The sequence below is a fragment of the Lentzea roselyniae genome, assembly GCF_039537795.1.
Taxonomy (GTDB): domain Bacteria; phylum Actinomycetota; class Actinomycetes; order Mycobacteriales; family Pseudonocardiaceae; genus Lentzea; species Lentzea atacamensis.
Genome location: NZ_BAABBE010000020.1, coordinates 23137 through 47293 on the forward strand (window position 1 = coordinate 23137; position 24157 = coordinate 47293).

Below are 24157 nucleotides of genomic sequence, written 5' to 3' on the forward strand. Positions count from 1 at the left end.
GCCAGATCATACGGCACTCATAAATTATGAATTATTCTTGACTTGATCATGGTGGCAGCGCAGTCTGTCCGCCATGGACAGGCGTCACTTCCTCCGCGTCACCGCCGCCGCGGGAGCCGGGCTGCTGGTCGGCGGCACAGCTTCCTGCGCCACGTCGGCGTCCTCCGGCCCGGTCACGCAGACCGCGGGCACGGTCTCGATCCAGTCGAACCTCTCGGCGCCCGCGGCGAAGGCGGCGATCGAGGCACTGGTCAAGGCGTTCAACGACAGGAAAGGCGCGCAGGCCTCGGTCAACACCGTGGCCTCCGAGACCTTCCGCACCCAGCTGCCGAGCTACCTCACCTCGGCCAACCCTCCCGACCTGTTCACCTGGTACCCCGGCTCACTTCTCAAGGGGTACGAGGAGAAAGGGCTGCTGCTCGACGTCGGCGACGTGTGGCAGACCATGGGCGACTACTCGCAGCCGTTCAAGACGTTGAGCGGCAAGGTGTTCATCCCGACCACCTACTACTGGTGGGGCTTCTTCTACCGCAAGTCCAACTTCGCCAAGTGGGGCGTCACCCCGCCGACGACCTGGGCCGAGTTCGTCGCGCTGTGCAAGACGTTGCAGGGCAAGGGTGTCATCCCGCTCGGCATGGGTGCGGGATCCGACTCGCCGTGGACGGCGTCGAGCTGGTTCGATCACTTCAACATCCGCGTCAACGGCGCGCCGTTCCACCGTGAGCTCCTCGCGGGCAGGCAGCGGTTCGACGACCCGAAGGTCAAGGCGATCTTCACGCCGTGGCGCGAAGTGCTGCCCTTCACCGATCCGAACGGCACCGCGATCGGCTTCCAGGAGGCCACGACCGCGTTGCTGCAGGGCCGCACCGGCATGCTGCTCACCGGCGCGTTCTTCGCCGACGCGGCACCGAAGGACGCGCTGGAGGACGTCGACTTCTTCCGCTTCCCGATCATCGACCCGAAGGTGCCGCTCGCCGAGGAAGGCCCGACCGACGGCTTCTTCGCGAGCTCGAAGTCCCCGCACGTCAAGGAGCTCAAGGAGTTCCTGACCTTCGCGGCGACCGCGGAGGGCCAGGAGGTCTACATCAGGAACTCCTCCGGCACGATCCTGCCGACCAACCCGAAGGCGAAGGACTCCGGCACGCCGCTCGTGCAGAAGGGGCGCCGGCACCTCGAGGAGGCCGCGGAGATCACGCAGTTCTTCAACCGCGACTCGAGCGACGCGCTGCAGCCCACCGCCGACGCCGCGCTGGTCAAGTTCCTGCAGCAACCGGACCAGCTGGACACGATTCTCGCGGACTGGCAGAAGGCCGCGCAGCAGGTGTGGTCGGCCTGAGATGAGTCGCCGAGTCCCTCCTGTCCTGCTGCTGTTCGTGCTCGTCCCATTGCTGGTGGAGGGGTTCTGGGTCTTCTGGCCCGCGCTGCAGGGGTTCTGGCTCGCGCTGACGAACTGGGACGGGGTGTCAGCGCCCCGGTTCGTCGGTGCCGGCAACTTCACCCGGATGATCGACGACCCGGTGTTCCACACCGCCGTCACCAACACCGCGATCTGGCTGGTGCTGTTCGGCGGGCTGTCCGCGGCCGGTGGTCTGGGGCTCGCGGTGCTGCTGCAGAAGGAACGCCGGGGCGTCGGGATCTACCGGGCGGCGCTGTTCGTGCCGGTGGTGTTCTCGCTCGTCGCCACGTCGCTGATCTGGCAGGTGCTGTACCAGCCGGGCGGGATCTTCGACTCCTCGCCGCTGGCCGACCCCGGCACGGCGCTGTACGCGGTGCTGGTTCCCGCGCTGTGGCGGCAGGCCGGGTACGTGATGGTGCTGTACCTGGCCGGGCTCAAGGGAATCGACCCCGGTCTCTACGAGGCGGCCACTTTGGACGGTGCCACGGCCTGGCAGAAGTTCACCCACGTCACCTGGCCGCAGCTGCGGTCGGTCAACTCGGTCGTGCTGTCGGTCATCGTGATCGACTCGCTGCGCTCGTTCGACGTGGTGTGGTCGATGACGCGCGGCGGGCCCTACCACTCGTCCGAGCTGCTCAGCACGTACATGTACTCGACCGCGTTCCAGTCGCTGAAGCTCGGTTACGCGAGCGCTCTGGCGGTCGTGATCTTCGTCCTCGCGTTCGGCGTGATCGTGACGTACCTCGTCCGCGCGTTCCGGGAGAACTGATGTCCAATCGCGTTTTCCACGTCGTGGCGGGCACGATCTCCGTGCTCTGGCTACTGCCGATCGCGGCAGTGATCATCACCGCTTTCCGGTCGTTCGACGACATCGCCGCCAACGGGCTGGCCGCCGTCCCGCAGTCGTTCACGCTCGCCGGGTTCGCCGACGCGTGGACCAACGGCGGCGCGGGCGCGATGTGGAACAGCGTCCTCGTCACGGTTCCGGCGGTGTTCCTGTCACTGGCGCTCAGCTCCGCCGCCGCGTACGCGTTGAGCCGCTTCGAGATCCCCGGCCGGCGCACGGTCATCCTGCTGATGCTGGCGGGGAACCTGCTGCCGCCGCAGATCCTGCTGGTGCCGGTGTCGAAGCTGACCGAGCTGCTCGGGATCTACGACACCTTGTTCGCGCTGGTAGTGGTGCAGGTCGGGTTCGGTCTCGGCTTCTACACGTTCGTGCTGCAGGGCTTCATGCGCGCCATGCCGAACGAGGTCCAGGAGGCGGCGACGATCGACGGCGCCGGTCCCGTGCAGATCTTCTGGCGGATCGTTCTGCCGATGACCAGGCCCGCTCTGGCGGCGTTGGCCGCGCTGGCGTTCACCTGGATCTTCAACGACCTGCTGTGGGCGATCACCGTGCTGCGGTCGTCGTCCGTCATGCCGGTGACGCCCGCGCTGCTGGCGTTGCAGGGTCAGTACGTGTCGAACTGGAACGTCATCGCGGCGGGTTCGGTGATCGCGGCGATCCCGACGGTGGCGGTGTTCCTGCGGTTCCAGCGGCACTTCATCTCCGGACTCGCGGTGGGAGCGGTGAAATGACCTGGACCCTGAGGATGGCCACCACCTCCTACACGGTGGCCGTCGAACCCGGCGGCCGCTGGGCGGAACTGGTGGCCTGGGGCCCGCACGGGGTCGAAGCCGGGCCGTCGCCGCTCAAGAACCTCGGCGAGATCCACTTCATCACCGAGGCCGACGCGGCACCGGTCGAGTACGTGCCGCGCGGGCAGCGTCCGTTCACCGGCGCAGACCTGGAGCTGGCCGGCGACTCGTGGTTCACCTTCGACGGTGCCGCGGAGTCGGACGGCGTGCTGCGGCTGGCGTTCGTCGACGAGATCGCCGGACTCAGGACCGTGCTGTGCTACCGGCCGGAAAGCACCGTTGACGTGCTTTCGCGCTGGGTTGAAGTGACCAACACGTCCGGCCGGCCCTTGCGGCTGGACCGGATCGGATCGGCGGGCGTGTGCCTGCCGGTGCGCGGCCCACGACTGTCCTTTCTGCACGGTGAGTGGGCTCGCGAGTTCCAGCTGGACCACGTGGACCTGCCCGCGGGCGGGTTCCGGATCGGCAGCTCCTACGGCGTTCCCGGGCACAATTACGCGCCCTGGTTGTCCGTGGACGACACGTGGGGTGTGTCGCTGGCGTGGTCCGGTTCCTGGGAGATCACGGCCGAGGTCAAGCCTTCCGGACTCACGCGCCTGCGTGCCGGAATGCTCGGCCCGGTCGTGGTCGAGCCCGGGGAGACCTTCACGACGCCCGAGGTGGCGCTGGCGTGCTCGACGGACGGCTTGGCCCGCGTCTGGCACGCCTACGACCGGTTGCGATCGAGGCCCGTTCGCAAGCCCGTCCTCTACAACTCCTGGGAGGCGACGGGATTCGACGTCTCGCTGCCGGAACAGCGAGAGCTGGCCACGATCGCCGCGGATCTCGGGGCCGAGCTGTTCGTGGTGGACGACGGCTGGTTCACCGGCCGCCACGACGACACCGGCGGACTCGGCGACTGGTACCCGGAGTCGCCGGACTTCGGCGCGTTCGTCGAGGACGTCCGGGCGATGGGCCTGGAGTTCGGCCTGTGGGTCGAACCGGAGTGCGTGAGCCCGAAGTCGAAGCTCCACGCCGAGCACCCGGACTGGGTCTACCGCACCGAGGGTCGCGAACCCACGCTGATCCGCAACCAGCTGCTGCTCAACCTCGGCCTGCCGGAGGTGTACGAGTTCGTGATCTCCACCCTCGACCGGCTGCTGACCGGTTGTCGGATCAGCTACCTCAAGTGGGACCTGAACCGGCCCGCCACCGAACGCCCCGGCGAGCTGGACAACGCCCACGTCCGCAACTACTGGCGCGTCCTGGACCACCTGCGTGCGCGGCATCCGCACGTGCTCGTGGAGGGCTGCGCGGGCGGCGGCGGCCGGACCGACCTGGCCACGACGGGCCGCGTGGACGTGGTGTGGCCCAGCGACAACACCGGGCCGCTGGACCGGCTGAAGATCCAGCGCGGGTTCCTGCACATGCATGCCCCGCACCTGATGTCGTCATGGGTGACCGACGCGCCCGGCATGTTCGACGCCCGCCCGCGTTCGCTCAAGTTCCGCTTCGTCCTCGCCATGGCCGGTGTGCTCGGCATCGGCGCTGACGTCCGGCACTGGTCTCAGGACGAACGCGAAGAGGCCGCCGTGCTCATCAAGCGGTACAAGGGCATCCGCGACGTCGTGCACCACGGCGAGGTGCACCTGCTCAACGACGCGATCCAATACTCCGGGACCGACCGCGTGGTCGTGCTGGCGTGGCACACGGGATCGCTGACGGGCGTGCCGGTGGTGCCCGGCCAGTCCTCGCGGGTCAGGCTGAAGGGCCTGACCGCTCAGTCCTATGTGGACGAGAACGGCGACGTGTACTCCGGCGCGCACCTGACGCACGTCGGGCTGCCGTTCGACTGGTCTCGGACGAACGACGCCGACATGGTGGTGCTACGCCCGTACTAGGGCCTGGATGTCCTCGATCGGCGTGCGGGCGAGGGCCGACCCGACCCCGCACGCCACCGCGCCGGCCTCCAGCCACGCGGGAACGTCGGCCGGTGCCACGCCACCCGTCGGCACCAGCGGCGCGTACGGCAGCACTGCCAGCACGTCCCTGACCCACTGCGGTGTGGGCGCCGGAAACACCTTCACGGCGTCCGCCCCGGCCTCCAGCGCCCGCACGACCTCGGACACGGTGCCGGCGCCGGGCAGCACCGCTGCCCCGTACCGGTGCCCGGCCCGGATCACCGGTTCCTCCAGGTTCGGCGCCACCAGGAACTGTGCGCCCGCCCGCACGGCGGCCACGGCGGAAGCCTCGTCGAGCACGCTCCCGGCACCGATCGTCGCCGCGGGGTACGCCTCACGGAGCTGCCGGATCGCCTCCAGCGCACCGGGGTTGGTCAGCGGGAGCTCGAGAGACGTGAGGCCCGCGTCCAGCAGCGGAACAGCGGCCTTGACCGCCGAGGACGCGTCGGAGGTGCGGATGATCGCGATGATGCCCTGCCGCACGACTGCCCGGGTGATCTCGTAGCGGTAGCTCACGCCACCCAGGCTACTACACATAAATTAGGAATTATTCTTGACACTCACAGGTCACGCGGGCAGGCTCACCGCATGGAATCGGCACAGTCCGTGCTACTGCTGGACCGGACAGTGGTGCGCGGACCGGACAACAGGGTCCACCGGCAGAAGTTCTAGGAGAACGTGCATGAAGTGCGCGGTGGTGTCGGGTGCGGCAGCGGGAATCGGTGCAGCCACGGCACGGCACCTGACCGAGAACGGGTACCGGGTGATCGGCATCGACCTGACGGGTGATGTCGCCGTCCAGGGCGATGTCAGCGACCCCGGAACCTGGCGGCGGGCGGTGGAACTGAGCGGCGGCGGCGTGGACGCGTTGGTGAGCAACGCCTACACGGTCACCGTGGCTCCGCTGGACGAGACGACGCCCGCCGAGTGGGACCGTCAGCTCGCGGTCAACCTCGGCGGCGCCTTCCACGGCCTGCGTGCCTGCCTGCCGTCACTGCGGCAGCGGGGCGGCTCGGTCGTGCTCGTCTCGTCGGTGCACGCGCACATCGGCATCCCGGGACACGGCGCGTACGCGGCCTCGAAAGGCGGGCTGGTGGCTCTGACCCGCCAGCTCGCCGTCGAGTACGCCCCGCACGTCCGGGTCAACGCGGTCCTGCCCGGTCCCGTGCTGACGGCGGCGTGGGACCGGGTGTCCGTCGAGGATCGGGAACGCAGTGCCCGGGCCACCCCGGCCGGACGCCTCGGCGATCCGGCAGAGGTGGCGTCGGTGATCGGTTTTCTGTTGTCTCCGGGGGCGTCGTTCGTGACGGGCGCGGAGATTCTGGTCGACGGCGGCTGGTCCGCGGCGAAGGACTCTTCATGAAGGTGACGGCGGTCGAGACGTTCCTGGTCGAGCCCCGCTGGTTGTTCCTGAAGGTGAGCACGGACGAGGGGGTGACGGGCTGGGGCGAGCCCGTGGTCGAGGGCAGGGCCGGGACGGTCCGCGCGGCCGTGCACGAGCTCGCCGAGCTGGTGATCGGCCAGGACCCGTTGCGCGTGGAGGACCTCTGGCAGGTCCTGCGGCGCGGCGGTTTCTACCGCGGCGGCCCGGTGTTGTCGTCGGCGCTCGCCGGCTACGACCACGCGTTGTGGGACATCGCCGGCAAGGCACGTGGCCTGCCGGTCCACGAACTTCTGGGCGGCCCGGTCCGCGACCGCGTCCGCGCCTACTCGTGGGTGGCCGGCGACCGGCCCGACGGCGTCTTCGAAGCGGTGGCACGACAGGTCGAGGCGGGCTTCAGCGCGGTGAAGATGAACGCCACGGCCGAAATGCGGCCCATCGCCTCGCCCGCCGACGCCGAGGCCGTGCTGGACCGTGCCCGCGAGGCCCGCGAGGCGCTGGGACCTCGCGGCGACCTGGCGATCGACTTCCACGGCCGCGTTTCTCCCGCCATGGCACGACGTCTGGTGCGCACGCTCGAAGAGGTGCAGCCGATGTTCGTCGAAGAGCCGGTGCTGCCCGAGCTGCCGGTCGAGGTGCTGGCGTCGGTGGTCTCCGCGTCGACCGTGCCGATCGCGACGGGGGAGCGGCTCTACTCGCGCTGGGAGTTCAAGCCCGTGCTGGACGCGGGCGTTGCCGTCGTGCAGCCCGATCCCTCGCACGCCGGTGGGATCTCGGAGCTGCGGCGCATCGGGTCGCTGGCGGAGATCTACGGCGCTTCGATCGCGCCGCACTGTCCACTCGGGCCGATCTCGCTCGCAGCGTCGTTGCAGGTCGCGTTCACCACACCGAACTTCCTGATCCAGGAACACAGTGCGGGCATGCACTACCACGGCACCGACCCCGCGTACCTCGTGGACATGGCGCCGGTGCGGGTGGTGGACGGCTGGCTCGCCCGTCCCACCGGACCCGGCCTCGGCGTGGAGGTCGACGAGGCGGCGGTGCGGAGGGCCGCGGAGACCGGGCACGCGTGGCGGTCACCGATCTGGCGGCACGACGACGGCGGGTTCGCGGAGTGGTGATTGCTGTGCACGCATACGATCGTGCGCATGACGCAAGAAGACGGTGAGCTGGACAGCCTCGTGCGCAAGCGGATCCGTGCTCTCCGGGTGGCGCAGGGCTGGTCGCTCGACGAGCTGGCGAGCCGCGCCCGGCTCAGCCCGTCGTCGCTCAGCCGCATCGAGAACGGCCAGCGCCGCCTCGCCCTCGACCAGCTCGTCACGCTGGCCAGGGCGCTGGACACGTCGCTCGACCAGCTGGTCGAGACCGACACCGACGACGTGATCGTCAGCCCGATGATCGACGGCGCCCACGGTGGAATGCGATGGCCGATCAAGGCGGAGCCCGGCATGACCGTGATGCGCCAGCGGATGACGACCCCGCCGCCGGACAACCCCTCCGCCCTGCGCGCCCACCCCGGCCGCGAGTGGCTGGTCGTCCTGTCCGGCACCGCGATCCTGCTGCTGGGCAACCGCCGCCTGCGGGTGGAGGCCAACCAGGCCGCCGAGTTCCCGACGATGCTGCCGCACGCGATCGGCACCGCGGGTGGTCCGTGCGACGTCCTGGGCATCTTCGACCGCGAGGCCCGTCGCGGGCACCGCGACAGGAAGACTCCGGCAGACGCCTGATCTTGCGCGCCCGGCCTGCCGAACCTCGATCGTCTTGCCGAATTGGCAAGGTGTCGTGCGGATGGCGCACGGCCGTCCTACCTTGGCCCTATGAATCACGGACACGACCAAGCGGAGATCCTCGACCTGGACGCGGAGGTCGTCGCCGAACACACCGCGTCCATCACCGAGTGGCTGCCCATGGCGGACCCGCGGCAGATCGTGGACCTCGGGTGCGGCACCGGCGCGGGGACGTTCGCGCTGCTGGCCCGCTTCCCGGAGGCGCACGTCACCGCCGTCGACGCGTCGGTCGACCACCTGCAGCGCCTGCGGGACAAGGCCTGTGAGCACGGCCTGACCGGCCGCGTCAGCACGGTCCAGGCCGACCTCGACGCGGAGTGGCCGGACCTCGGCACTCCCGACCTGGTCTGGGCTTCGGCGTCCATGCACCACATGGCCGATCCTGATCGTGTACTCCGCCAGGTGCACGGCACGCTGGCACCCGGCGGCCTGCTGGCCGTCGTCGAGCTCGCCGGCATGCCGAAGTTCCTCCCGGACGACGCTCCCGAGAGCCGCTTCGAGCAGCACCACCACGACGAACGCGTGCCTCACCGGGGCGCGGACTGGGGCCCGAAGCTGACCGCTGCAGGCTTCACCGTCGAGGGCGAGCGCACGGTCTCCGTCCACATCGAACAGTCCGCTGCGGTGGAACGTTATGCGCGCGTTGTTCTGCAAAGGCTTCTCGACCCCGACGCCCTCGAACGAGTTCTGCGCCGCGACGACCTTGCCCTGCGCAGCGAACGCACCGTGTGGGCAGCTAGGAAGGAAATCGCGTGACCTACGAGGAATGGCGCCAGGCCAGATGGGACGAGGTCGCCGGCCCCGGCGGCAAGGCCAAGGTCGTCGCCAAGGGCACGGTGAGCGGTCACGAACCCCAAGTCCTGGCAGGGATTCCGGGGGAGTGGCGGGTCAACGAAGCGGGCGCGTTGATGCACGCGAACTCCGAAGTGCCCAGCGGCGTCGCGCTGGAGTTCGACGGGGGCCTCGTGGGCTTCGCAGGCGGCGCGGACGGTCACTACGGCGTGGTCGTCATGGACCCGAAAGCACCCGCCCCGAGCGACATCGACACCTACCCCTACGACCCGGCGTGGGTCTTCGAGGGCGAGTTCCGGGCGGCAGAGGGCCGCCGCGTCGAGGTGGAACACCTGACGTCTCCCCGCACCACCGAGTCCGTCCTCGCGCCGGTCGACCTCGTCGTCACGATCAACGGCACCGAGCACGTGTTGACGGTCATCGAAACCATGCCGGGCCAACGACTCGTCGTCTTCACCGACGAGACCAGCGGAACCGAGACGCCCGGCATCGGCCGCTGGCTGGTGCTCCCACAGCTGGAGCCCGGCACCAGGCTGACCGTCGACTTCAACCAGGCCACGCTCTCGCACCACCACCTGGCTCCGTCCATCTTCACCTGTCCACTTTCCCCTCCCGGCAACCATCTCCCCATCCGGGTCGAAGCAGGAGAACGCGCGTTCATGTACGACCTCAAGGACAAGGCCATCACCTACCTGCGCCACCTGGAGAACCGCGAGTGGGACGCCGCGCGGGCGATGTGCTCGCCGACGGCAACGGTCTGGCACAACGACGGGAAGGGTGACTCGTCGATCCAGGAGAACATCGCCGGCATGGCCGCCCAGATCGAGCCGATCGAGTCGATGCGCTACGACATCACCCGGCAGTTCGCGCAGGACGGTGAGGTGTTGCAGCAGCACGTCATCAACGTCGTGATGAAGGACGGGGCGCTGTTCCAGGTGGATGCCGCCGTGTACTTCCGGTTCGAGGAGTACGCGAGCCTGCCCGGCTAGCCGCGGGACGCCTCCACCAGCGCCGTCCTCAACCGGCTGAGCGCGTCGGCCCGCGCACCGGTCAACGACGGTTCGCGGACCGACGCCGCGGCCACCGCCACCGCCCGCGGCCCGGTGGTGATCAGATCAAGCAGTGCCGGACCCCACGGCCCGCCCACCACGACGACCGCTGGATCGGCGAGGGTCACCAGGGCGGTGACGACACCGCCGATCGCCCGCGCCACCACGCTCAGCACCTCGCCGTCCGCGGCCAGCAGGCGCGCCACGTCGATCGCGGTGGATCCGGTCTGCCGCAACCCGAGTTCGCCGAACACCTCGATGAACGGTGTGGCCACCCCGGACGGGCCGATCGTGACGAGGTGCGCGATCTCGCCCGCCAGCCCTGAATGTCCCCGCCGCACCTCGCCGTCGCTGACGAGCGCGCAGCCGAGGCCCTCGCCGAGGTACAGGTAGGCGAAGTCCGCGACACCGGTCGCGACGTGCTCGGCCTGTGCCGCCCAGTTCACGTCGTTGTCCACGATCACAGGGCCGCCGAGGAACGGCCGCAGCACCTCGACCGGGTCCAGCGCGCCGACGAGGAACGGTGAGTCGGGCAGCTGCACGAGCCGTCCGGTGTGCCGGTCGACCGGATCGGCCGCGCTCACCACGGCGAGCCGCACCTGCCGTCCCGCAACGGCTTCCACGGCCGCGACCGGCAGCACCCCGGCAACCTCGGCAGGGCCGGCGATGGGGTGATGCGACCGGGAAACGACGTCTCCGTAGGCATCGATGCACTCGGCCGTCACACCGCCGGGCGCGATCATGACCACCAGTGCGACGCCGACGTCGGCGAGGCTGTAGAACGAACCGACCCGCCCGCGCCCGCGCCCGCCCTGCGTGCGTTCGCCGGTGTCCGCCACCAGGCCGAGCTCGACCAGGCGGCGCACGCTCTCGCCCACGGTCGGCTTCGACAGTCCCGTGGTGACCGCCAGTTCGGCCCGCGTCTGCCTTCGGGAGGCCATCAACGAGCGCAACACGTGCTCGTCGGAGATCGAGCGCAGCAGCTCCTGGGACGGCTTGGTCACGCAGCACATTCTAGTTAGAGGGCTTGCCTACAAAGCGGCGACACGCCTATGGTTCTAAGTAAGGAGGCCTTACTGGAAGGAGTCGGAAGTGCTGCCGAACTGGGAGACCACCCCTGATGACCTGCCGAAAGCCATCCGCGAGGTGAAGAAGGCGATCAGGGCGAACATCGAGGCGTCCGGACGTACCGTCGAGGAGGTCTTCGCGGTCGTCGAGCAACGGATTCGCCGCGAGGTCGAGGACGTCAAGGCCGGCCAGGCCTGGCCGGTGATCGACTACGCGGACATCGAGGCCGGCACCGCGTCCGCCGACCTGGTCCGCAGGCGCGGCTGTCTGGTGGTGAGGAACCACTTCGGCCGCGACCAGGCACTGGCCTGGGACAAGTCCATTGTGGACTACGTGGAGAGCAACCGGTTCTTCGAGAACTACCGCGGCCCCGGCGACGACTTCTTCGGCAGCGTCGGCTCGAAGCCCGAGATCTACCCGATCTACTGGTCACCCGCGCAGATGGAAGCCAGGCGGCACGAACGCATGGCCACGGTGCGGCGATTCCTGAACAGCCTGTGGAAGAGCGACGGCTGGTTCGACCCCGGCCGCGACGTGTTGTACCCGGACCGCATCCGCCGCCGTCCGCCCGGAGCGAACTCCGGTGGCCTCGGCACCCACCTCGACCCCGGCACGCTCGACCTGTGGATGACGCGGGAGTACCAGCAGGCGTTCCGGCACCTGTTCAACGGCACAGTCGAGCAGTACGACCCGTGGGACGCCGCGCACCGCACCACGGGGCCGCAGTATCCGGGAACCACGATGTGTTCGGTGTTCCGCACGTTCCAGGGCTGGACCGCGCTGTCGGACATGGACCACGACCAGGGCGTGCTGCAGACCGTTCCGATCCCCGGCGCGATGGCGTACCTGATGCTCCGGCCGCTGCTCGACGACGTGCCGGACGACGACATGTGCGGTGTGACGGTCAACCAGGTCTTCCCGGTGAGCGCCGAACACCACCCGCTGCTGCTCGAAGCGTTGAGCGGCATCCCGGACGTCAAGGCAGGCGACTCCGTCTGGTGGCACTGCGACATGATCCACAGCGTCGCGCCGGTGACGAACCAGAAGGGCTGGGGCAACGTCATGTACATCCCGGCCGCGCCCTGGTGCCCGCGCAACGAGCGCTACGCCGAGGAGATCGAGCGCGCGTTCAGGACGGGCTCGAGTCCGAGCGACTTCCCGGAGGAGCACTACGAACGCGACTGGCCCAACCGCTCACGGCCCGAATAGCACCCGGAACACCGCGCCCTCACCCGGCGCGGTGTCCAGCTCGATCCGCCAGCCGTGCGCCGCGACCAGCGCCGCCACGATCGCCAGCCCCAGCCCGGTGCCGCCGGGCCCGCGCGCGGAATCCACGCGGTAGAACCGTTCGAACACCTTGGAAGCCTGCTCCGGCTCCAGCCCGGGTCCGTGATCGGCCACCTCGATCACCCCGGGAGCGAGCCGCACCTCGATCGGCGAACCCGCGGGCGTGTGGATCAGGGCGTTGTCGAGCAGGTTGGTCAGCACCTGCCGCACGCGAGCTTCATCACCGTCAACGAGCACGGGCTCACCAGGCAGTTCCAACGACACCGTGCGTTCCGGATCCCGCACCCGTGCCTCGACCACCGCGTCCGTGACGGGCACGACCAGGTCCACAGTGGACAGGTTCAGCGGTTGCTCGGAGTCGAGCCGGGCCAGCTGCAGCAGATCCTCGACCAGCAACCCCATCCGCGCGGCCTGGTCTTCGATGCGCCGCAACACCTCGGCGGCATCCGAAGCGGCACCCTGCCGGTAAAGCTCGGCATACCCCCGAATCGACGTCAACGGCGTCCGCAGCTCGTGCGACGCATCGGCGACGAACTGCCGCATCCGCTTCTCCGAGCTCACCCGCACCGCGAACGCCTGCTCGATCTGCCCGAGCATCGTGTTCAGCGCCGAGGCCAGCCGCCCGACCTCGCTGCCCGGCTGCCGCACCGGCACGCGGCGCGAAAGGTCACCGGCCGCGATCTCGCCGGCCACTTGCTCGACCTCCTCCAACGCCCGCGTGGACGCGCGGACGAGCGCATAACCGGCCATCCCCACGAGAATCAGCGCGCCCAGGCTGATCAGCAGGAACGCCAGCCGCAGGTCGGCGACCGCGTTGTCGACCTCCGACTGGTCGGCCGCCGCGATCAGCTCCTCCCCGTCGAACTGGCGCATCACCAGCCGGTGCGAGCCCACCGTGACGTGCTCGCCGGGCGTCAGCGTGCCGTACGCGGGCAGGTCCTCGACCGGGGTGCCGGCCAGCACTCCGTCGGCGTCGCGCAGCACCATGTTCTCCCGCAGGGGAAACGCCCTCGGCATCGACACCACCCGGTCCAGCCGCGCGTCGAGCTGGCCCAGCAGGTAGTTCTCCATCACCTTCGAGCCGATCAGCCAAGTGCTGAACAGGCCCGCCGCCACCAGGGCGACGAGCACGACCACCAGCCGCACGCGCAACGTCATGGGCGGATCATGTACCCGAGACCGCGGACAGTGTGGATCAAGCGCGGCTCGACCGCGTCCACTTTGCGCCGCAGGTACGAGATGTACGACTCGACCACGCCGACGTCACCGTCGAAGTCGTGCGACCACACCTGGTCGAGGATCTGCGCCTTGGACAGCACGCGCCCGCTGTTGCGCATCAGGTAGTGCAGCAGCCGGAACTCGGTCGGCGACAGCTCCACCACCTGCGAGCCGCGCCGCACGATGTGGCTCTCCACGTCCAGCGAGAGATCGCCGCAGGTCAGCTGCTCGCTCTCGTGGCCGGGCCGGGTGCGGCGCAGCACGGCCGTGACGCGCGCGATGACCTCCTCCAGGCTGAACGGCTTGGTGATGTACCCGTCGCCGCCGACCGTCAGGCCGGTGATCCGGTCGTCCGGGCTGTCCCGCGCGGTCAGGTACAGCACCGGCACCCGCACGCCACCGGCCCGCAACCGCCGCACCACCTCGAAGCCGTCGCGGTCGGGCAGCATCACGTCCAGCAGCACCAGGTCCGGCGTGTCGGTGCGGGCGGACTGCAGGGCCTCGCCGCCGGTCGCCGCGCTGGACACGGCGAACCCCGCGAACCGCAGGCTCGCGCACAGCAGCTCGCGGATGCTGGGTTCGTCCTCGACGACGAGCAACCTGCCACGTTCCACGCGTTGATCCTGCATGAGCCGTTGGGCGGGCGCTGGGTCAGCGTCTGCGCGGTCACCGTGCCGTCCTCGCCGGGCTGGCCCTGCACGACGACCTGCTGGCCCGGCTTCAGGTCGGTCAGCTTGCCGTCGGACGTGATCTGAACCTTCGTCGAGTCCGAAGTGGACACCTTGACGATCTCGCCGTTCTGGGTCTTCACGAACACCGTGGTGCCCTCGACGTGGTCGATCGTGCCGATGGTGCCGCGCCCGTTCGTCCGGTTCGTCCCGGACGGCGGCGTGCCGTTGAACTGCCGTGCGGCGTTCGGGCGGTTCGGGTTCTGCGCGGAGCCGAAGGACTTCTGCACGAACACCCCGCCGACGAACGCGACGATGGCGAGCACCGCGACGCCCAGGACGACCGTGCTCTTGCCGAAGCCGGTCCTGCGCTCTTTCAGCTCAGCCGTCAGGTCGTTCTCGAGCGGCTGGTCGAGTGGGTTGGTCACTTGCCGGACTCCTATTCGTGCCGGAGGGCTTCGATGGGACGGAGCTTCGCCGCGCGCGAGGCGGGGTAGCTGCCGAAGAACAGGCCGATCAGCGCCGACACCGCGAACGCGAGCAGCACCGACGACGGCACGAGCACCGGCTGGATGCCCGCGATGGTGAACCGGCTGCGGATCACGCCCGCCGCGACACCCAGCGCGCCGCCGAAGAGACTCAGCAGCGTCGCCTCGATCAGGAACTGGCCGAGGATCGACGAGCGCGGTGCCCCCACCGCCTTGCGGATGCCGATCTCGCGGATCCGCTCGGTGACGGTCACCAGCATGATGTTCGTGATGCCGATTCCACCCACCAGCAACGAGATCGCCGCCACCGACGCGAGCAGCACGGTGAACGTCTCCGTCGTCGCGGTCCGTGCGGTGAGCAGCTGGTCCTGGCTCAGGATCCGGTAGTCCGGTGTGCCGGTGACCTTGTGCCGGCCGTTGAGGATCGTCGTCACCTGGGCCGACGCGTTCGGCAACGCGTCGGCCGAGCGCGCCTGCACGACGATCTGGGTGAGGCTGCCGTAGCCGGTCAACGCGTTCTGCGTGGTCGTCAGCGGTGCCACGGCCATGTCGTCGGCGTCCTGCAACCCGCTGGACCCCTTCGCCGCGAGCACTCCGACGACGGTGAACGGGATGTTGTTGACCAGCATGGACTTCCCGACCGGATCGACGCCGGGGAAGAGCTGCGTGGCCACGGTAGCGCCGATCACCACGACCTTGCGCGCCTGCTGGACGTCGTTGTCTGAGAACAGGTTCCCCTGCGCGACACCGCTGTTCGTCGTGTCGAAGTAGCGCGGATCCGTGCCGATGAACTGGCTGATCGGGTAGCTGGTGCCGCCGAAACCCGCGGTCGCCTGCACGGACACGACCGGCGACGCGTACTTGACGTCGGGGGAGTCGGGGCCGACGAGCGCCGCCGCGTCCGCCGTGGTCAGCGGCCTGACCGTGCTGCCGGGCTGGGCGCGCTGCGGGCTGATGGTGAGGATGTTGGTGCCCAGCCCCGCGATGCTCTGCTGCACGGAGCTGGACGCGCCGTTGCCGACCGCGATCAGCAGGATCACCGAAGCGACACCGATGAGGATGCCGAGCGTGGTGAGGCCCGACCGCATCTTGTTCGCGGTCAGACCGCGTACCGCGAACGCCGCAATCTCCACGACTCTCACACCAGTACCCCTGCCACTCGGCCGTCGACCACGCGAACCGTGCGCATGGCGTGGGCGGCGACCTCGTCCTCGTGCGTGATCAGCACGACGGTGCGGCCGCTGGCGTGCAGGCGGTCCAGGATGCCGAGGACCTCGCGGCTGGAGTCGGTGTCGAGGTTTCCGGTCGGCTCGTCGGCGAGCACGATCGCGGGTGACGTGACGAGCGCACGGGCGATGGCGACGCGTTGTTGTTGGCCGCCGGACAGTTCGTTGGGGCGGTGGTGCGTGCGGTCGCTCAGGCCGACGAGATCGAGCGCGGCCAGCGCGCGTTCCCGGCGTTGGGCACGGCGGACCCCCGCGTACACCAGCGGAAGTTCCACGTTCGCGAGCGCGGTGGTTCTCGGCACCAGGTTGAAGGACTGGAAGACGAACCCGATTTTCCGGTTGCGCAGCAGGGAAAGCTGCTCCTCGTCGAAGTCACCGGTGTCGATGCCGTCGAGCAGGTACTTGCCGGACGTCGGCACGTCGAGGCAGCCGAGGATGTTCAGCAAGGTCGACTTGCCCGACCCGGACGCGCCCATGATCGCGATGTACTCGCCCTTCTCGACGGTGAGGTCGAGGCCTCTGAGAGCGTGCACGGCCGTGTCGCCGGAGCCGTAGGTCTTGCGGAGGTTCCTGACCTCGATGACAGGGCTCATCGGCCGAACCCGCCGTTGGTGCGCTGGCCGCCCGTGCCGGGGATGTTGCCTTGCTGCTGCTGGCGGTTCGTGTTGGTCGAGGTGGTCACCGGTGGCAGCACGACCTCCTCACCGGCGGTCAGACCGGACTTGATCTCCACGTACTGGTCACCGCGCACGCCGACCTCGACGGTCTTGCGTGTCTCCACGCCGTTCTCCATCACCTGGACCGTGCTCTGGTTGCCGACGGTCTGCACGGCGGCCGCGGGGACGGCGAGCACGTTCGACACGTGGCTGACGGTGATCTCGACGCTCGCCGACTGACCCGGCCGCAGCCCTGCAGGCGGGGCGGTGAGCGACAGCGTCACGCCGTACTGGACGACGTTGTTCGACGTGGTGGGGGTGAGGTCGACCTGGGCGACCTTGGCCTGGATCGGCTGCGTGGCCATGGCGTTGACCGTGACGGTCGCCGCCTGGTCGGCCTTGAGCTTGCTGACGTCGGACTCGGAGACGTTCGCGTGCAGCACGAGGTTCTTCAGGTCGGTGACGACGGCGAACCCGGAGGCGCTGCCGCCGACCTTCTGCCCGACAGAACCGGTGACCGAGGTGATCGTGCCGTCACCGGGGGCGGTCAACGTGGTGGCCGCGAGCGCGTCCTGCGCCTGCTTCAACGCGAGCTCGGCCTGCCGGTACGCCGTGGTGGCCGTGCCCTTCAGGGCCGCGGTGTCGAGGTTGCCCTGCGCGATGTCGACCTGCAGCTGCGCCTGCGTCGGGTCGAGCTTCGCGAGCTGCTGGCCCTTGGTGACCGCGTCACCGACCTTGACGTTAACCTCGGTGACCGTGCCGCTGGTGCCGAACGACGCGGTGGCGCTGAACGAGCTCTGCACCGTGCCCGCCGCCGTGACCACCTCGCTGACGTCGCGGTTCGCGGCCGTGGCGGTGCGTGCGGTGGGTTGAGCGTTGCCGGAGGAACCGAAGAACACCAGGTAGCCGGCCACACCGGCACCGAGGAGGACCACCACCAGCAGTCCGTTGATCAACAAGGATCTGCGACGTCGAGTCATGGGCTGGGATGGTCGTCCGCCAAGCTGTAGACAGGCTGCGAGATTCCTGGCAGTTCCCTGATGATCGGGCATTCCGTTTTCACCCGAATGAGCAGATTCGTGCTCAAAGAGCAAGCTCTAGCGTCGAGGTCATGGCCACGACTACTCCATCCACCGCATACAGCAGGGATTTGGGCGACGAGCTGCGCCGGTTGCGCGAGACTTGTACCGGTTTGACCGGTGCTGCGCTGGCTGTCCGGCTGGGCTGGGATCCGAGCAAGGTGTCGACCGTCGAGCGCGGCAAGTTCCGTCCCAGTGAGATCGACCTCGTGCAGTACTTGTCCATGTGCGGCAAGGACATCGACTTCTTCGAGGACTTCAGGCGGCGTTACCGCAACGCCTTCGAGGAATACATCGTCCAGGTCCCGGACAACCTGCGCACGATGGCGATGGCCGAGTCCACTGCAAAGAAGATCGTGGCCTACGACGCGCAGACAGTCCCGGGGCTCCTGCAGACGCCTGAGTATGCCGATGGTGTCTACCGGGTCGCTGGTCTGGTGACCGAAGAGCGAATCCCTGCACTCGTGCAGTTCCGGACGGATCGTCAGGCGATCCTGCGTCGACACAATCGGCCGACTTGCTTGTTCTACGTCCATGAGCATGCGTTGCAGACGCGAGTCGGCGACGACCGGGTCATGGAAGATCAGTACGCCCGGTTGCTCTTCAACGTGCACCTTGTTCGGATCATCCCCGCCGACACGGCTGTGATCGCATCCAGCTGCACGTTGTGGGAGTACGAGAAGGCCATGTCGATAGCGTTCGTCGAGACCGATCTTGCCAACGTGTTCGTGCAAGATCCAGGCGCGATCGTGCGGACGCGGCTGCTGTTCGACCGCTTGGCTGCGGTCGCCTTGGATGAGGAACAATCGCGGAGGATGCTGGCGGAGTACGTCGGCCGACCGCGAGAGGACCTCGATGACGCAGGAACGCGCATGGCGTAAGAGCAGCTACAGCGGCGGTGCGGAGGACGGGAACTGCGTCGAGGTGTCGCTGGCCCACGACGCACTCGTCCGCGACTCGAAGAACCCGTCCGGAGGCGTTCTGACCTTTGGTTTTGGTGCCTGGAAAATCTTCATCGAAAATCGTTGAACCGTCTCCCGTCTCACCACGTGTTCCCGCCGTCGAACGGGATCGAGGGGACGGGTCATGGACGAGAAGACGGTGCTGCTGGGCAAGGTCGGCCCAACGGTGATCCTGCCGCGCCAGGGCGGTCAGGTGGTGCCGTTGCGCCAGACCGCCCCGCTGCGGGTGGACGTCGCGGGCGGCGGTCCGGTGGGCCTCGCGTTCGCCTGCACCCTGAAGTCGCTGCTGGGTGACCAGGTCTCGGTGCGCGTCCACGACCGCCGCTGGATGCGCCGCGGCAACCGCGTCGTGTGGCGCGGCACCGCCGAGGGCAACAACCGCCGCGAGCAGGTGGTGACGTTGCAGAGCAACGTCTGGGCCGCCCTGCCTTCCGCCGTCCAGCAACGCCTCTTCGTGCCCGGCAAGTTCTCCGAGATGTGGCCGCTGGGCCCCGATTCCCCGGAGTCGAAGGGCCGCCCGCGCAACATCAAGATCCGCTGGATCGAGGATGCCCTGCTCGACATGGCCCAGGACACCTACGGCATCGAGGTGATCCCTGAGGCCTACGTCCGCCCCGACCGCTGGGACGGCCTGCACGTCCTCGCCATCGCCGACGGCGCTCGCTCCGCCACCCGCGACTCGCTGTCGGCCCACTTCGGCACCCCGAGCCGCGAACTGTTCTCAGTGGACGGTTCCCCGCTGGACGAGCGCGTCCTGGGCATCCGAGTGACGGCGAAGGTCCCCGACGAGCACACCGTGCCGCTGACCGTGGCGCAGAACCGTTTCCTCTTCAACTCGCTCGGCGGCGGCTTCATCAACATGCGCCTGACCGCCGAGGAAGCCTCCGAGATCGTGGCCCTGGGCGAGAACGGCCCGGTGTCGTGCATCGGCAACACCGGCTGCACGATGCGTCCCTCCGGCGGACGTTTCGTGTGCGACCGCCACCGCGCCGTCTTCAAGCCGTCCGTGGACAAGCTTTCCTACCTGTGGCCACGAATTCTGGACGGCCTGCGCTTCTTCGGCGTGGGCGCCGCCGACGTCGTCGGCATCACCTCGTTCACCCTGGGCATGACCCAGATGTCGAAGTTCACCGCCCAGCTCGCCCCGTCGACCTTCGGCTTCCTGCTCGGCGACGCCGCCAACTCCCTGCACTTCTGGCCGGGCCGAGGCCTGAACACCGGCCTGAAGAGCGCGCTGTCCCTCGCCGTGAACCTGCAGAAGCGCTGGCGCGGCAAGGCTTTCCGCGCCGCCGACTTCGCTGCGCACGAAGGCACCATGCAGCAGCTGCAGTACCGCGAGAAGTCCCGCGCCTGGACCACGATGCTCATGCCCGACTCCGAGGGCGTGCCGCGCGGCATCGAAGACCGCATCCGCGAGGGCCTGCAGGGCCCGTTCGACCGCGCGGCTCTGGTCTCGACGCTGTTCGAGCGCGTTCTCGACATCAAGAAGCGCCTCGGTGGCCGCATGGGGACTTTGGCGACCGACGAGTGGTACTACGGCCGCATCAACGCCATGGACGTCCGCACGCTGAAGGTCATGGTGGAGTCCGGCCCGTGGATCACCCGCGAGATCGGTGGCGAGGAAGTCGTCGTCCCCTCGGCCGAGGTTTCCTCGCCAGAGCCGATCCGGCGGGGACTGTCGCTGGTCAGTTAGCCAGGTACACCCAGGCGTCCGCGCCCGAACCGAGCCGCACCAGGGCTCGCCGGTAGTCGTCGACCTCGTAGATGTCGGCCGCGGCGAGTTCCGCGGCCGTCACCTCCAGCATCGTGCCGGAGGTCGCGTCCGCGGGGTCGCCGGTGTGCCGGACGATCGGATGCCGGTCCGTACCGCTGACCTCGACCACGGCCGGATCGGTGATCGTCACCCAGTCCTGCCGATAGCCGGGCAGCACGTCCTCCTTGCCGACCAGCGTCCGCCCGAAGTGCTCGATCTGCACCGACGGCGTTTGCAACGTCCCGTACGAGAAGAGGTTCACCACCGCATCAGCCGGCCCGCCGATCCGCCGCAACACGGGGTTCGCGACGTCCTCGTTGCCGAGCACCACCGTCGCGCTTTCCGCCGGCCCGACCTCGTCGAGGTACCGGCGGCTGGCCGCGTGATACCGCTGCTCGAAGGCACGACGAGCCTGGTCGAGCCCGCCGAGCAGTTCCGTGTCCCGGCGCGTGCCGCGTTCGTGCGCGACCTCGAACGGTGTGTCGACGAAGACCACCTCGTCCCACACCAGCTCCCGCTGCAGAAAGCTGCCGTCGACCACCAGCACGAGATCTTCCGGCGCCTCGACCGGCGGCTCGTCGATCGGCGTGTCCGAGGGCAGGTCGATGATCCGCTCCCGGTACTTACGATCTCCACCGGGCCCGAGCGGGTCGAGGACCAGAAGCTGGAACGACGCGAAGTCGTAGGCGTCGGTGTAGTAGCCGTCCGCCGAGTCCCGCCCTTGCCGATGCCTCACAGCCCGCGGGTTGTGGAACCCGTCCATCGACAGGTGCGCCGCGGCCCGCCCACGTGCGGCGACTGCAGCGGTCAGCTCACGGGCGAGCGTGGTCTTGCCTGCCGCGGTGATCCCGTCCACGGCCACCCGCAGCGGACGTCCGGGAAGCTGAGCAGTGAGGTGGTCGGCGATCCTGCCCAGTACGCGGGCCCGTGGTGTGATCATGAGCCCGAGCCTATGTCAGTCCTCGGCAGCGATGACGTCGGAGAGGCTCACGGCGGGACGGCCGAGCATCGCCGTCAGCACGCTGCGTTGGCGCCCGGTCAACGAGGCCACGAAGATCACGGCGCCGGCGTCGGCCTGCTCGCACACGGCAGCCACCTCGCGAACCTTCCCGTAGCTCAGCAAGGTTCGCGAGGAGCGGGGCAGGCTCATCTTCTTGACGCCGCCGTGCGACACACCACGTCTCTGCACGATCTGCGAGACGACTCGTGCGCCGCGTGCGGCCAGCGCCTCGGCTGCCGAGGCCATGAGCGCCGCGAAGTCCTTCTGCTTGGCGGAGAAGTAGCCCACCAGCACCACGTCGGTCCCCGCGACGTCGAGCTGCGGAGCCTCGCGTGGACGCTGCGCCGGACGCCGAGCCGAGCGCCGGTCGCGTCTGCGGGGCTGATGCATGCACCACAGGCTAGATTGCCGGGGTGCCGGGGCGACACGGGTTTTGCGGCGCGGCTAGTCCTCCTCGACCTCGCGCCGGGACAGCCGCACCTCCTCGACGTCGAGCTTGCGCTGCACCGCCCGCAGCACGATGTCGTCGATCGCCCGTTCGTCGCGCAACCGCACCACGGTCGCCCGCTTGTGCGCGATCAGCTCAAGCCTCAACGCCGTGTACTCGAGCTCGGACTGCGCCACCTCCTCGTCGCCGGCCTCCTTGGCCCGCCTGACTTCCAGGTGGTGTTCGTACTCGGCGAGTGCGCGTTTGTAGACGACGTCGCTCACGCCCAGCCTGTCGGCGAGGCGTGGCAGGGCCTCGTAGGCCTCTTCGGACGCCGTCGACTGGGCGAGTCGCAGCTCCTCGTCCAGCGCCGTGTCCTCGGGCAGCTGGGAGAAGCGGATGATCGAAGGCAGCAGCACGGCCTGCACGATCAACGTCAGCACGACCACGCCCGACGTGATGAGGATGATCTCCTCGCGGAACGGGAAAGGCGCGCCACCGACCACCGTCTCGGGCACGGCCAGCGCGGCCGCCAGCGACACCGCTCCGCGGAAGCCGGCGGCGGACGAGACGAGGCGTTGGCGTGCGCCCACGCGGCGAAGGCGTTGCTGGGGGCGGCGGTCGATCGCGCGGATGACGTACGGAGTCGTGTAGCCCCACAAAAGGCGCGTGCCTGCCACGGTCAGCGCCACCAGGCCGATCGCGCCGAACGCTGTGAGGATCTCGGAGCCGTCCAGCGTGCGGATTGCGCCGTTTGCCTGGAGTCCGATCAGGACGAACAGGGCGCCGTTGAGCAGGAACGTGGCGATGCTCCAGAAAGCGGTGCTCTGCTGGCGGGTGTCGGCCGGCACGATGCGCGGACCGACCTGCGACAGCGTCAAACCGCACACGACGACCGCGATCACGCCCGAACCGTGCGCCACTTCGGCCAGCAGGAAGGCGGTGAACGGCGTCAGGATGCTCACCACGCTCTCGTGCAACGGGCTGTCGAGCCGCTTGCGCACCTGGACGGCCAGCCAGGCGATCGCCAGACCCGCGAGCGCGCCACCCGCGTAGGAGAGCAGCAGCCGCAACCCGACCACGCCGGTGCTGAACTCCTGCTCACCGGTGGTGACGGCGACCGCGATCGCGTAGATCACGAGCGCGGTGCCGTCGTTGATCAGGGACTCGGCGCGCAGGATGGTCGTGGTGCGGCGCGGCATGCCCCGTGCGATGGCCGCCACGGCGGTCGCGTCGGTCGGGGCCAGTGCCGCGCCGAGCACCCACGCCGGGCCCCAGTCGAGGCCCAGCGCGTGGGCCACCGAGGCGACCGCGGCCGCCGTCACGAGCACCAGAAGCGTGCTGAGCAGCACGATCGGGCGCAGGTTGCTGCGGATCTCCCGCAGCGAGGTGTTGAGGCTCTCCCAGTAGAGCAGGGCCGGGAGGAAGATCAGCAGCATCGCCTCCGGCGGCAGGCTGACCGACTCCAGGGCGGGAACGAAGCCGAGCACCGCGCCGCAGACGACGAGCAGCACCGGTGCGGCGAGGCGCAACCGTCCTGACACGACACTGCTCGCCAGGATGCAGACGCCCAGCACCACCACGAGTTCGAGACCGAGCATGGCCTCAAGATAGGCCGATCACGCGCTCAGCGCGGCATCCAGTTCGGCCAGCAGCCGCGACTTGGGTCGCGCTCCCACGATCTGGTGGATCGGCACGCCGTCGCGGAACAACAGCATCGTGGGCAGCGACATGACCTGGTAGTCGCGTGCGGTGGCGGTGTTCTCGTCCGCGTTGATCTTCAGAACGGTCAGGTCGTCGCGTTCGCGGTCGATCTCGTCGAGCACCGGCGAGAGCATGTGGCACGGGCCGCACCACTGCGCCCAGAACTCGACGAGAACGGTGCCGGTGCTCACCTGCGAGGCGAACGTGGCGTCGGTCAGCTGCACTGGAACTCCTTGGGTTCGGCCACGAGGCACGGGTCTTGGAAGGCGAGTCTGGCCAGCAGGAACTCCCGCACCGCCTGGAGCCGCTCCAGGCACGCGTCCACCTCGGCGAGCTTGCGCCGGTAGACGTCCCGCGAGTCGGGACACGAGTCGCCGGACTCGTGCCCGGCGCGCAGGCACGCCACGAACGGCCTGGTGTCTTCGAGGGACATCCCGACCGCCTGCAGCGACTGGATCTCCCGCACCAGCCGCAGATCGTGCTCGTCGTACTCGCGGTAACCGTTCGACGTGCGCTGAGCCTCCAGCAGGCCCTGGGACTCGTAGAAACGCAGCGCACGGGTGGTGGTGCCGGCTCGCTTGGCCAGTTCGCCGATCCTCATGCACCGAACGCTAAACCTTGACGCGCACGTCAAGGCA

26 protein-coding genes are annotated in these 24157 nt (G+C 69.0%); 13 read left to right on the forward strand and 13 right to left on the reverse strand.

Features of this window, described 5'->3' with window-relative positions; genetic code table 11:
* Positions 1–73 precede the first annotated feature (73 nt).
* Genes ABFX45_RS30670 through ABFX45_RS30685 form a run of 4 tightly spaced genes read left to right on the forward strand, consistent with a single transcriptional unit; the run spans position 74 to position 4914 of the window.
* Entirely contained in the window at positions 74–1336 is a 1263-nt protein-coding gene (locus ABFX45_RS30670) for an ABC transporter substrate-binding protein (RefSeq protein WP_109638020.1), read from the forward strand.
* A 1-nt stretch (position 1337) separates the two neighbouring features.
* On the forward strand, positions 1338–2165 hold the full coding sequence (locus ABFX45_RS30675; RefSeq protein ID WP_109638021.1) for a carbohydrate ABC transporter permease: 828 nt from the start codon (positions 1338–1340) through the stop codon (positions 2163–2165).
* Positions 2165–2974 (forward strand): carbohydrate ABC transporter permease, encoded by an 810-nt coding sequence (locus ABFX45_RS30680; protein ID WP_109638022.1) that lies wholly within the window; start codon positions 2165–2167, stop codon positions 2972–2974. The genes ABFX45_RS30675 and ABFX45_RS30680 overlap by 1 nt, the downstream gene beginning before the upstream one ends.
* Positions 2971–4914, forward strand: coding sequence for an alpha-galactosidase (locus tag ABFX45_RS30685; protein WP_346133669.1), 1944 nt, complete (start codon positions 2971–2973; stop codon positions 4912–4914). Before ABFX45_RS30680 ends, ABFX45_RS30685 begins: the two co-directional genes overlap by 4 nt.
* Here the strand turns inward: ABFX45_RS30685 and ABFX45_RS30690 are convergent.
* Positions 4900–5490 carry a bifunctional 4-hydroxy-2-oxoglutarate aldolase/2-dehydro-3-deoxy-phosphogluconate aldolase gene (locus ABFX45_RS30690; RefSeq protein ID WP_109638024.1) on the reverse strand — a complete coding sequence of 197 codons (591 nt, stop codon included), beginning with the start codon at positions 5488–5490 and terminating at the stop codon, positions 4900–4902. The two genes, ABFX45_RS30685 and ABFX45_RS30690, sit on opposite strands and share 15 nt — an antisense overlap.
* Positions 5491–5656: 166 nt before the next feature.
* On the opposite strand from ABFX45_RS30690, the gene ABFX45_RS30695 reads away from it, so the two are divergent.
* The 5 genes from ABFX45_RS30695 to ABFX45_RS30715 all read left to right on the forward strand — a co-directional run bounded on the left by ABFX45_RS30695 (position 5657) and on the right by ABFX45_RS30715 (position 9923).
* Positions 5657–6337: an SDR family NAD(P)-dependent oxidoreductase gene (locus tag ABFX45_RS30695; protein ID WP_346133671.1), complete on the forward strand. Its 681-nt coding sequence runs from the start codon at positions 5657–5659 to the stop codon at positions 6335–6337.
* On the forward strand, positions 6334–7476 hold the full coding sequence (gene dgoD / locus ABFX45_RS30700; protein ID WP_346133673.1) for a galactonate dehydratase: 1143 nt from the start codon (positions 6334–6336) through the stop codon (positions 7474–7476). Before ABFX45_RS30695 ends, dgoD begins: the two co-directional genes overlap by 4 nt.
* A 27-nt stretch (positions 7477–7503) precedes the next feature.
* Positions 7504–8082 carry an XRE family transcriptional regulator gene (locus ABFX45_RS30705; RefSeq protein ID WP_170155014.1) on the forward strand — a complete coding sequence of 193 codons (579 nt, stop codon included), beginning with the start codon at positions 7504–7506 and terminating at the stop codon, positions 8080–8082.
* 90 nt (positions 8083–8172) lie between these two features.
* Positions 8173–8898 (forward strand): class I SAM-dependent methyltransferase, encoded by a 726-nt coding sequence (locus ABFX45_RS30710; RefSeq protein ID WP_109638028.1) that lies wholly within the window; start codon positions 8173–8175, stop codon positions 8896–8898.
* Entirely contained in the window at positions 8895–9923 is a 1029-nt protein-coding gene (locus tag ABFX45_RS30715) for a DUF1684 domain-containing protein (RefSeq protein WP_346133676.1), read from the forward strand. Before ABFX45_RS30710 ends, ABFX45_RS30715 begins: the two co-directional genes overlap by 4 nt.
* On the opposite strand, the gene ABFX45_RS30720 is transcribed toward ABFX45_RS30715, so the two are convergent.
* Positions 9920–10996: an ROK family transcriptional regulator gene (locus tag ABFX45_RS30720; RefSeq protein WP_428834203.1), complete on the reverse strand. Its 1077-nt coding sequence runs from the start codon at positions 10994–10996 to the stop codon at positions 9920–9922. The genes ABFX45_RS30715 and ABFX45_RS30720 overlap by 4 nt on opposite strands.
* Before the next feature lie 79 nt (positions 10997–11075).
* Here ABFX45_RS30720 and ABFX45_RS30725 point away from each other — a divergent pair, with 79 nt between their 5' ends.
* Positions 11076–12260, forward strand: coding sequence for a YbiU family protein (locus ABFX45_RS30725; RefSeq protein ID WP_346133680.1), 1185 nt, complete (start codon positions 11076–11078; stop codon positions 12258–12260).
* Here the strand turns inward: ABFX45_RS30725 and ABFX45_RS30730 are convergent.
* From ABFX45_RS30730 to ABFX45_RS30755, 6 genes are read right to left on the reverse strand one after another with little or no spacing between them, the layout of a single operon-like run.
* Positions 12246–13496 (reverse strand): sensor histidine kinase, encoded by a 1251-nt coding sequence (locus ABFX45_RS30730; RefSeq protein WP_109638032.1) that lies wholly within the window; start codon positions 13494–13496, stop codon positions 12246–12248. The genes ABFX45_RS30725 and ABFX45_RS30730 overlap by 15 nt on opposite strands.
* A complete protein-coding gene (locus ABFX45_RS30735) occupies positions 13493–14119 on the reverse strand; it encodes a response regulator transcription factor (RefSeq protein ID WP_346133789.1) in 627 nt (208 codons plus the stop codon). Before ABFX45_RS30735 ends, ABFX45_RS30730 begins: the two co-directional genes overlap by 4 nt.
* The gene (locus ABFX45_RS30740) at positions 14005–14652 is read right to left on the reverse strand and encodes a hypothetical protein (protein WP_346133682.1); all 648 of its coding nucleotides are present in this window, start codon (positions 14650–14652) and stop codon (positions 14005–14007) included. The genes ABFX45_RS30735 and ABFX45_RS30740 overlap by 115 nt, the downstream gene beginning before the upstream one ends.
* Before the next feature lie 11 nt (positions 14653–14663).
* Entirely contained in the window at positions 14664–15854 is a 1191-nt protein-coding gene (locus ABFX45_RS30745) for an ABC transporter permease (protein ID WP_346133684.1), read from the reverse strand.
* Complete coding sequence (locus ABFX45_RS30750) at positions 15851–16531, reverse strand: ABC transporter ATP-binding protein (protein ID WP_346133686.1); 681 nt, start codon at positions 16529–16531, stop codon at positions 15851–15853. The genes ABFX45_RS30745 and ABFX45_RS30750 overlap by 4 nt, the downstream gene beginning before the upstream one ends.
* Positions 16528–17574: an efflux RND transporter periplasmic adaptor subunit gene (locus ABFX45_RS30755; RefSeq protein WP_346133688.1), complete on the reverse strand. Its 1047-nt coding sequence runs from the start codon at positions 17572–17574 to the stop codon at positions 16528–16530. The genes ABFX45_RS30750 and ABFX45_RS30755 overlap by 4 nt, the downstream gene beginning before the upstream one ends.
* 131 nt (positions 17575–17705) lie before the next feature.
* On the opposite strand from ABFX45_RS30755, the gene ABFX45_RS30760 reads away from it, so the two are divergent.
* From ABFX45_RS30760 to ABFX45_RS30770, 3 genes are read left to right on the forward strand one after another with little or no spacing between them, the layout of a single operon-like run.
* Positions 17706–18554 (forward strand): helix-turn-helix domain-containing protein, encoded by an 849-nt coding sequence (locus ABFX45_RS30760; RefSeq protein ID WP_170166439.1) that lies wholly within the window; start codon positions 17706–17708, stop codon positions 18552–18554.
* Positions 18529–18702, forward strand: coding sequence for a DUF397 domain-containing protein (locus ABFX45_RS30765; protein ID WP_211337417.1), 174 nt, complete (start codon positions 18529–18531; stop codon positions 18700–18702). The genes ABFX45_RS30760 and ABFX45_RS30765 overlap by 26 nt, the downstream gene beginning before the upstream one ends.
* Before the next feature lie 57 nt (positions 18703–18759).
* A complete protein-coding gene (locus ABFX45_RS30770) occupies positions 18760–20328 on the forward strand; it encodes an FAD-dependent monooxygenase family protein (RefSeq protein ID WP_346133691.1) in 1569 nt (522 codons plus the stop codon).
* On the opposite strand, the gene ABFX45_RS30775 is transcribed toward ABFX45_RS30770, so the two are convergent.
* Genes ABFX45_RS30775 through ABFX45_RS30795 form a run of 5 tightly spaced genes read right to left on the reverse strand, consistent with a single transcriptional unit; the run spans position 20321 to position 24120 of the window.
* A complete protein-coding gene (locus ABFX45_RS30775) occupies positions 20321–21328 on the reverse strand; it encodes a gamma-glutamylcyclotransferase (RefSeq protein ID WP_346133693.1) in 1008 nt (335 codons plus the stop codon). The two genes, ABFX45_RS30770 and ABFX45_RS30775, sit on opposite strands and share 8 nt — an antisense overlap.
* Before the next feature lie 15 nt (positions 21329–21343).
* Positions 21344–21778 carry a hypothetical protein gene (locus ABFX45_RS30780; RefSeq protein ID WP_346133695.1) on the reverse strand — a complete coding sequence of 145 codons (435 nt, stop codon included), beginning with the start codon at positions 21776–21778 and terminating at the stop codon, positions 21344–21346.
* A 54-nt stretch (positions 21779–21832) separates the two neighbouring features.
* On the reverse strand, positions 21833–23416 hold the full coding sequence (locus ABFX45_RS30785; RefSeq protein ID WP_346133697.1) for a Na+/H+ antiporter: 1584 nt from the start codon (positions 23414–23416) through the stop codon (positions 21833–21835).
* A gap of 18 nt (positions 23417–23434) precedes the next feature.
* Entirely contained in the window at positions 23435–23743 is a 309-nt protein-coding gene (gene trxA, locus ABFX45_RS30790; protein WP_346133699.1) for a thioredoxin, read from the reverse strand.
* A complete protein-coding gene (locus ABFX45_RS30795; RefSeq protein ID WP_109638044.1) occupies positions 23734–24120 on the reverse strand; it encodes a MerR family transcriptional regulator in 387 nt (128 codons plus the stop codon). Before ABFX45_RS30795 ends, trxA begins: the two co-directional genes overlap by 10 nt.
* Positions 24121–24157: the final 37 nt, after the last annotated feature.

Bases quoted from the DNA above. Each gene is read 5' to 3' on its own strand.
- ABFX45_RS30685 (WP_346133669.1), top strand. From the start codon at position 2,971: ATGACCTGGACCCTGAGGATGGCCACCACCTCCTACACGGTGGCCGTC.
- ABFX45_RS30755 (WP_346133688.1), bottom strand. From the start codon at position 17,574: ATGACTCGACGTCGCAGATCCTTGTTGATCAACGGACTGCTGGTGGTG.
- ABFX45_RS30775 (WP_346133693.1), bottom strand. From the start codon at position 21,328: ATGATCACACCACGGGCCCGCGTACTGGGCAGGATCGCCGACCACCTC.
- ABFX45_RS30670 (WP_109638020.1), top strand. From the start codon at position 74: ATGGACAGGCGTCACTTCCTCCGCGTCACCGCCGCCGCGGGAGCCGGG.
- ABFX45_RS30760 (WP_170166439.1), top strand. From the start codon at position 17,706: ATGGCCACGACTACTCCATCCACCGCATACAGCAGGGATTTGGGCGAC.
- ABFX45_RS30765 (WP_211337417.1), top strand. From the start codon at position 18,529: ATGACGCAGGAACGCGCATGGCGTAAGAGCAGCTACAGCGGCGGTGCG.
- dgoD (WP_346133673.1), top strand. From the start codon at position 6,334: ATGAAGGTGACGGCGGTCGAGACGTTCCTGGTCGAGCCCCGCTGGTTG.
- ABFX45_RS30720 (WP_428834203.1), bottom strand. From the start codon at position 10,996: ATGTGCTGCGTGACCAAGCCGTCCCAGGAGCTGCTGCGCTCGATCTCC.
- ABFX45_RS30705 (WP_170155014.1), top strand. From the start codon at position 7,504: ATGACGCAAGAAGACGGTGAGCTGGACAGCCTCGTGCGCAAGCGGATC.
- ABFX45_RS30730 (WP_109638032.1), bottom strand. From the start codon at position 13,496: ATGACGTTGCGCGTGCGGCTGGTGGTCGTGCTCGTCGCCCTGGTGGCG.
- ABFX45_RS30750 (WP_346133686.1), bottom strand. From the start codon at position 16,531: ATGAGCCCTGTCATCGAGGTCAGGAACCTCCGCAAGACCTACGGCTCC.
- ABFX45_RS30785 (WP_346133697.1), bottom strand. From the start codon at position 23,416: ATGCTCGGTCTCGAACTCGTGGTGGTGCTGGGCGTCTGCATCCTGGCG.
- ABFX45_RS30780 (WP_346133695.1), bottom strand. From the start codon at position 21,778: ATGCATCAGCCCCGCAGACGCGACCGGCGCTCGGCTCGGCGTCCGGCG.
- ABFX45_RS30770 (WP_346133691.1), top strand. From the start codon at position 18,760: ATGGACGAGAAGACGGTGCTGCTGGGCAAGGTCGGCCCAACGGTGATC.
- ABFX45_RS30710 (WP_109638028.1), top strand. From the start codon at position 8,173: ATGAATCACGGACACGACCAAGCGGAGATCCTCGACCTGGACGCGGAG.
- ABFX45_RS30675 (WP_109638021.1), top strand. From the start codon at position 1,338: ATGAGTCGCCGAGTCCCTCCTGTCCTGCTGCTGTTCGTGCTCGTCCCA.
- ABFX45_RS30695 (WP_346133671.1), top strand. From the start codon at position 5,657: ATGAAGTGCGCGGTGGTGTCGGGTGCGGCAGCGGGAATCGGTGCAGCC.
- ABFX45_RS30795 (WP_109638044.1), bottom strand. From the start codon at position 24,120: ATGAGGATCGGCGAACTGGCCAAGCGAGCCGGCACCACCACCCGTGCG.
- ABFX45_RS30680 (WP_109638022.1), top strand. From the start codon at position 2,165: ATGTCCAATCGCGTTTTCCACGTCGTGGCGGGCACGATCTCCGTGCTC.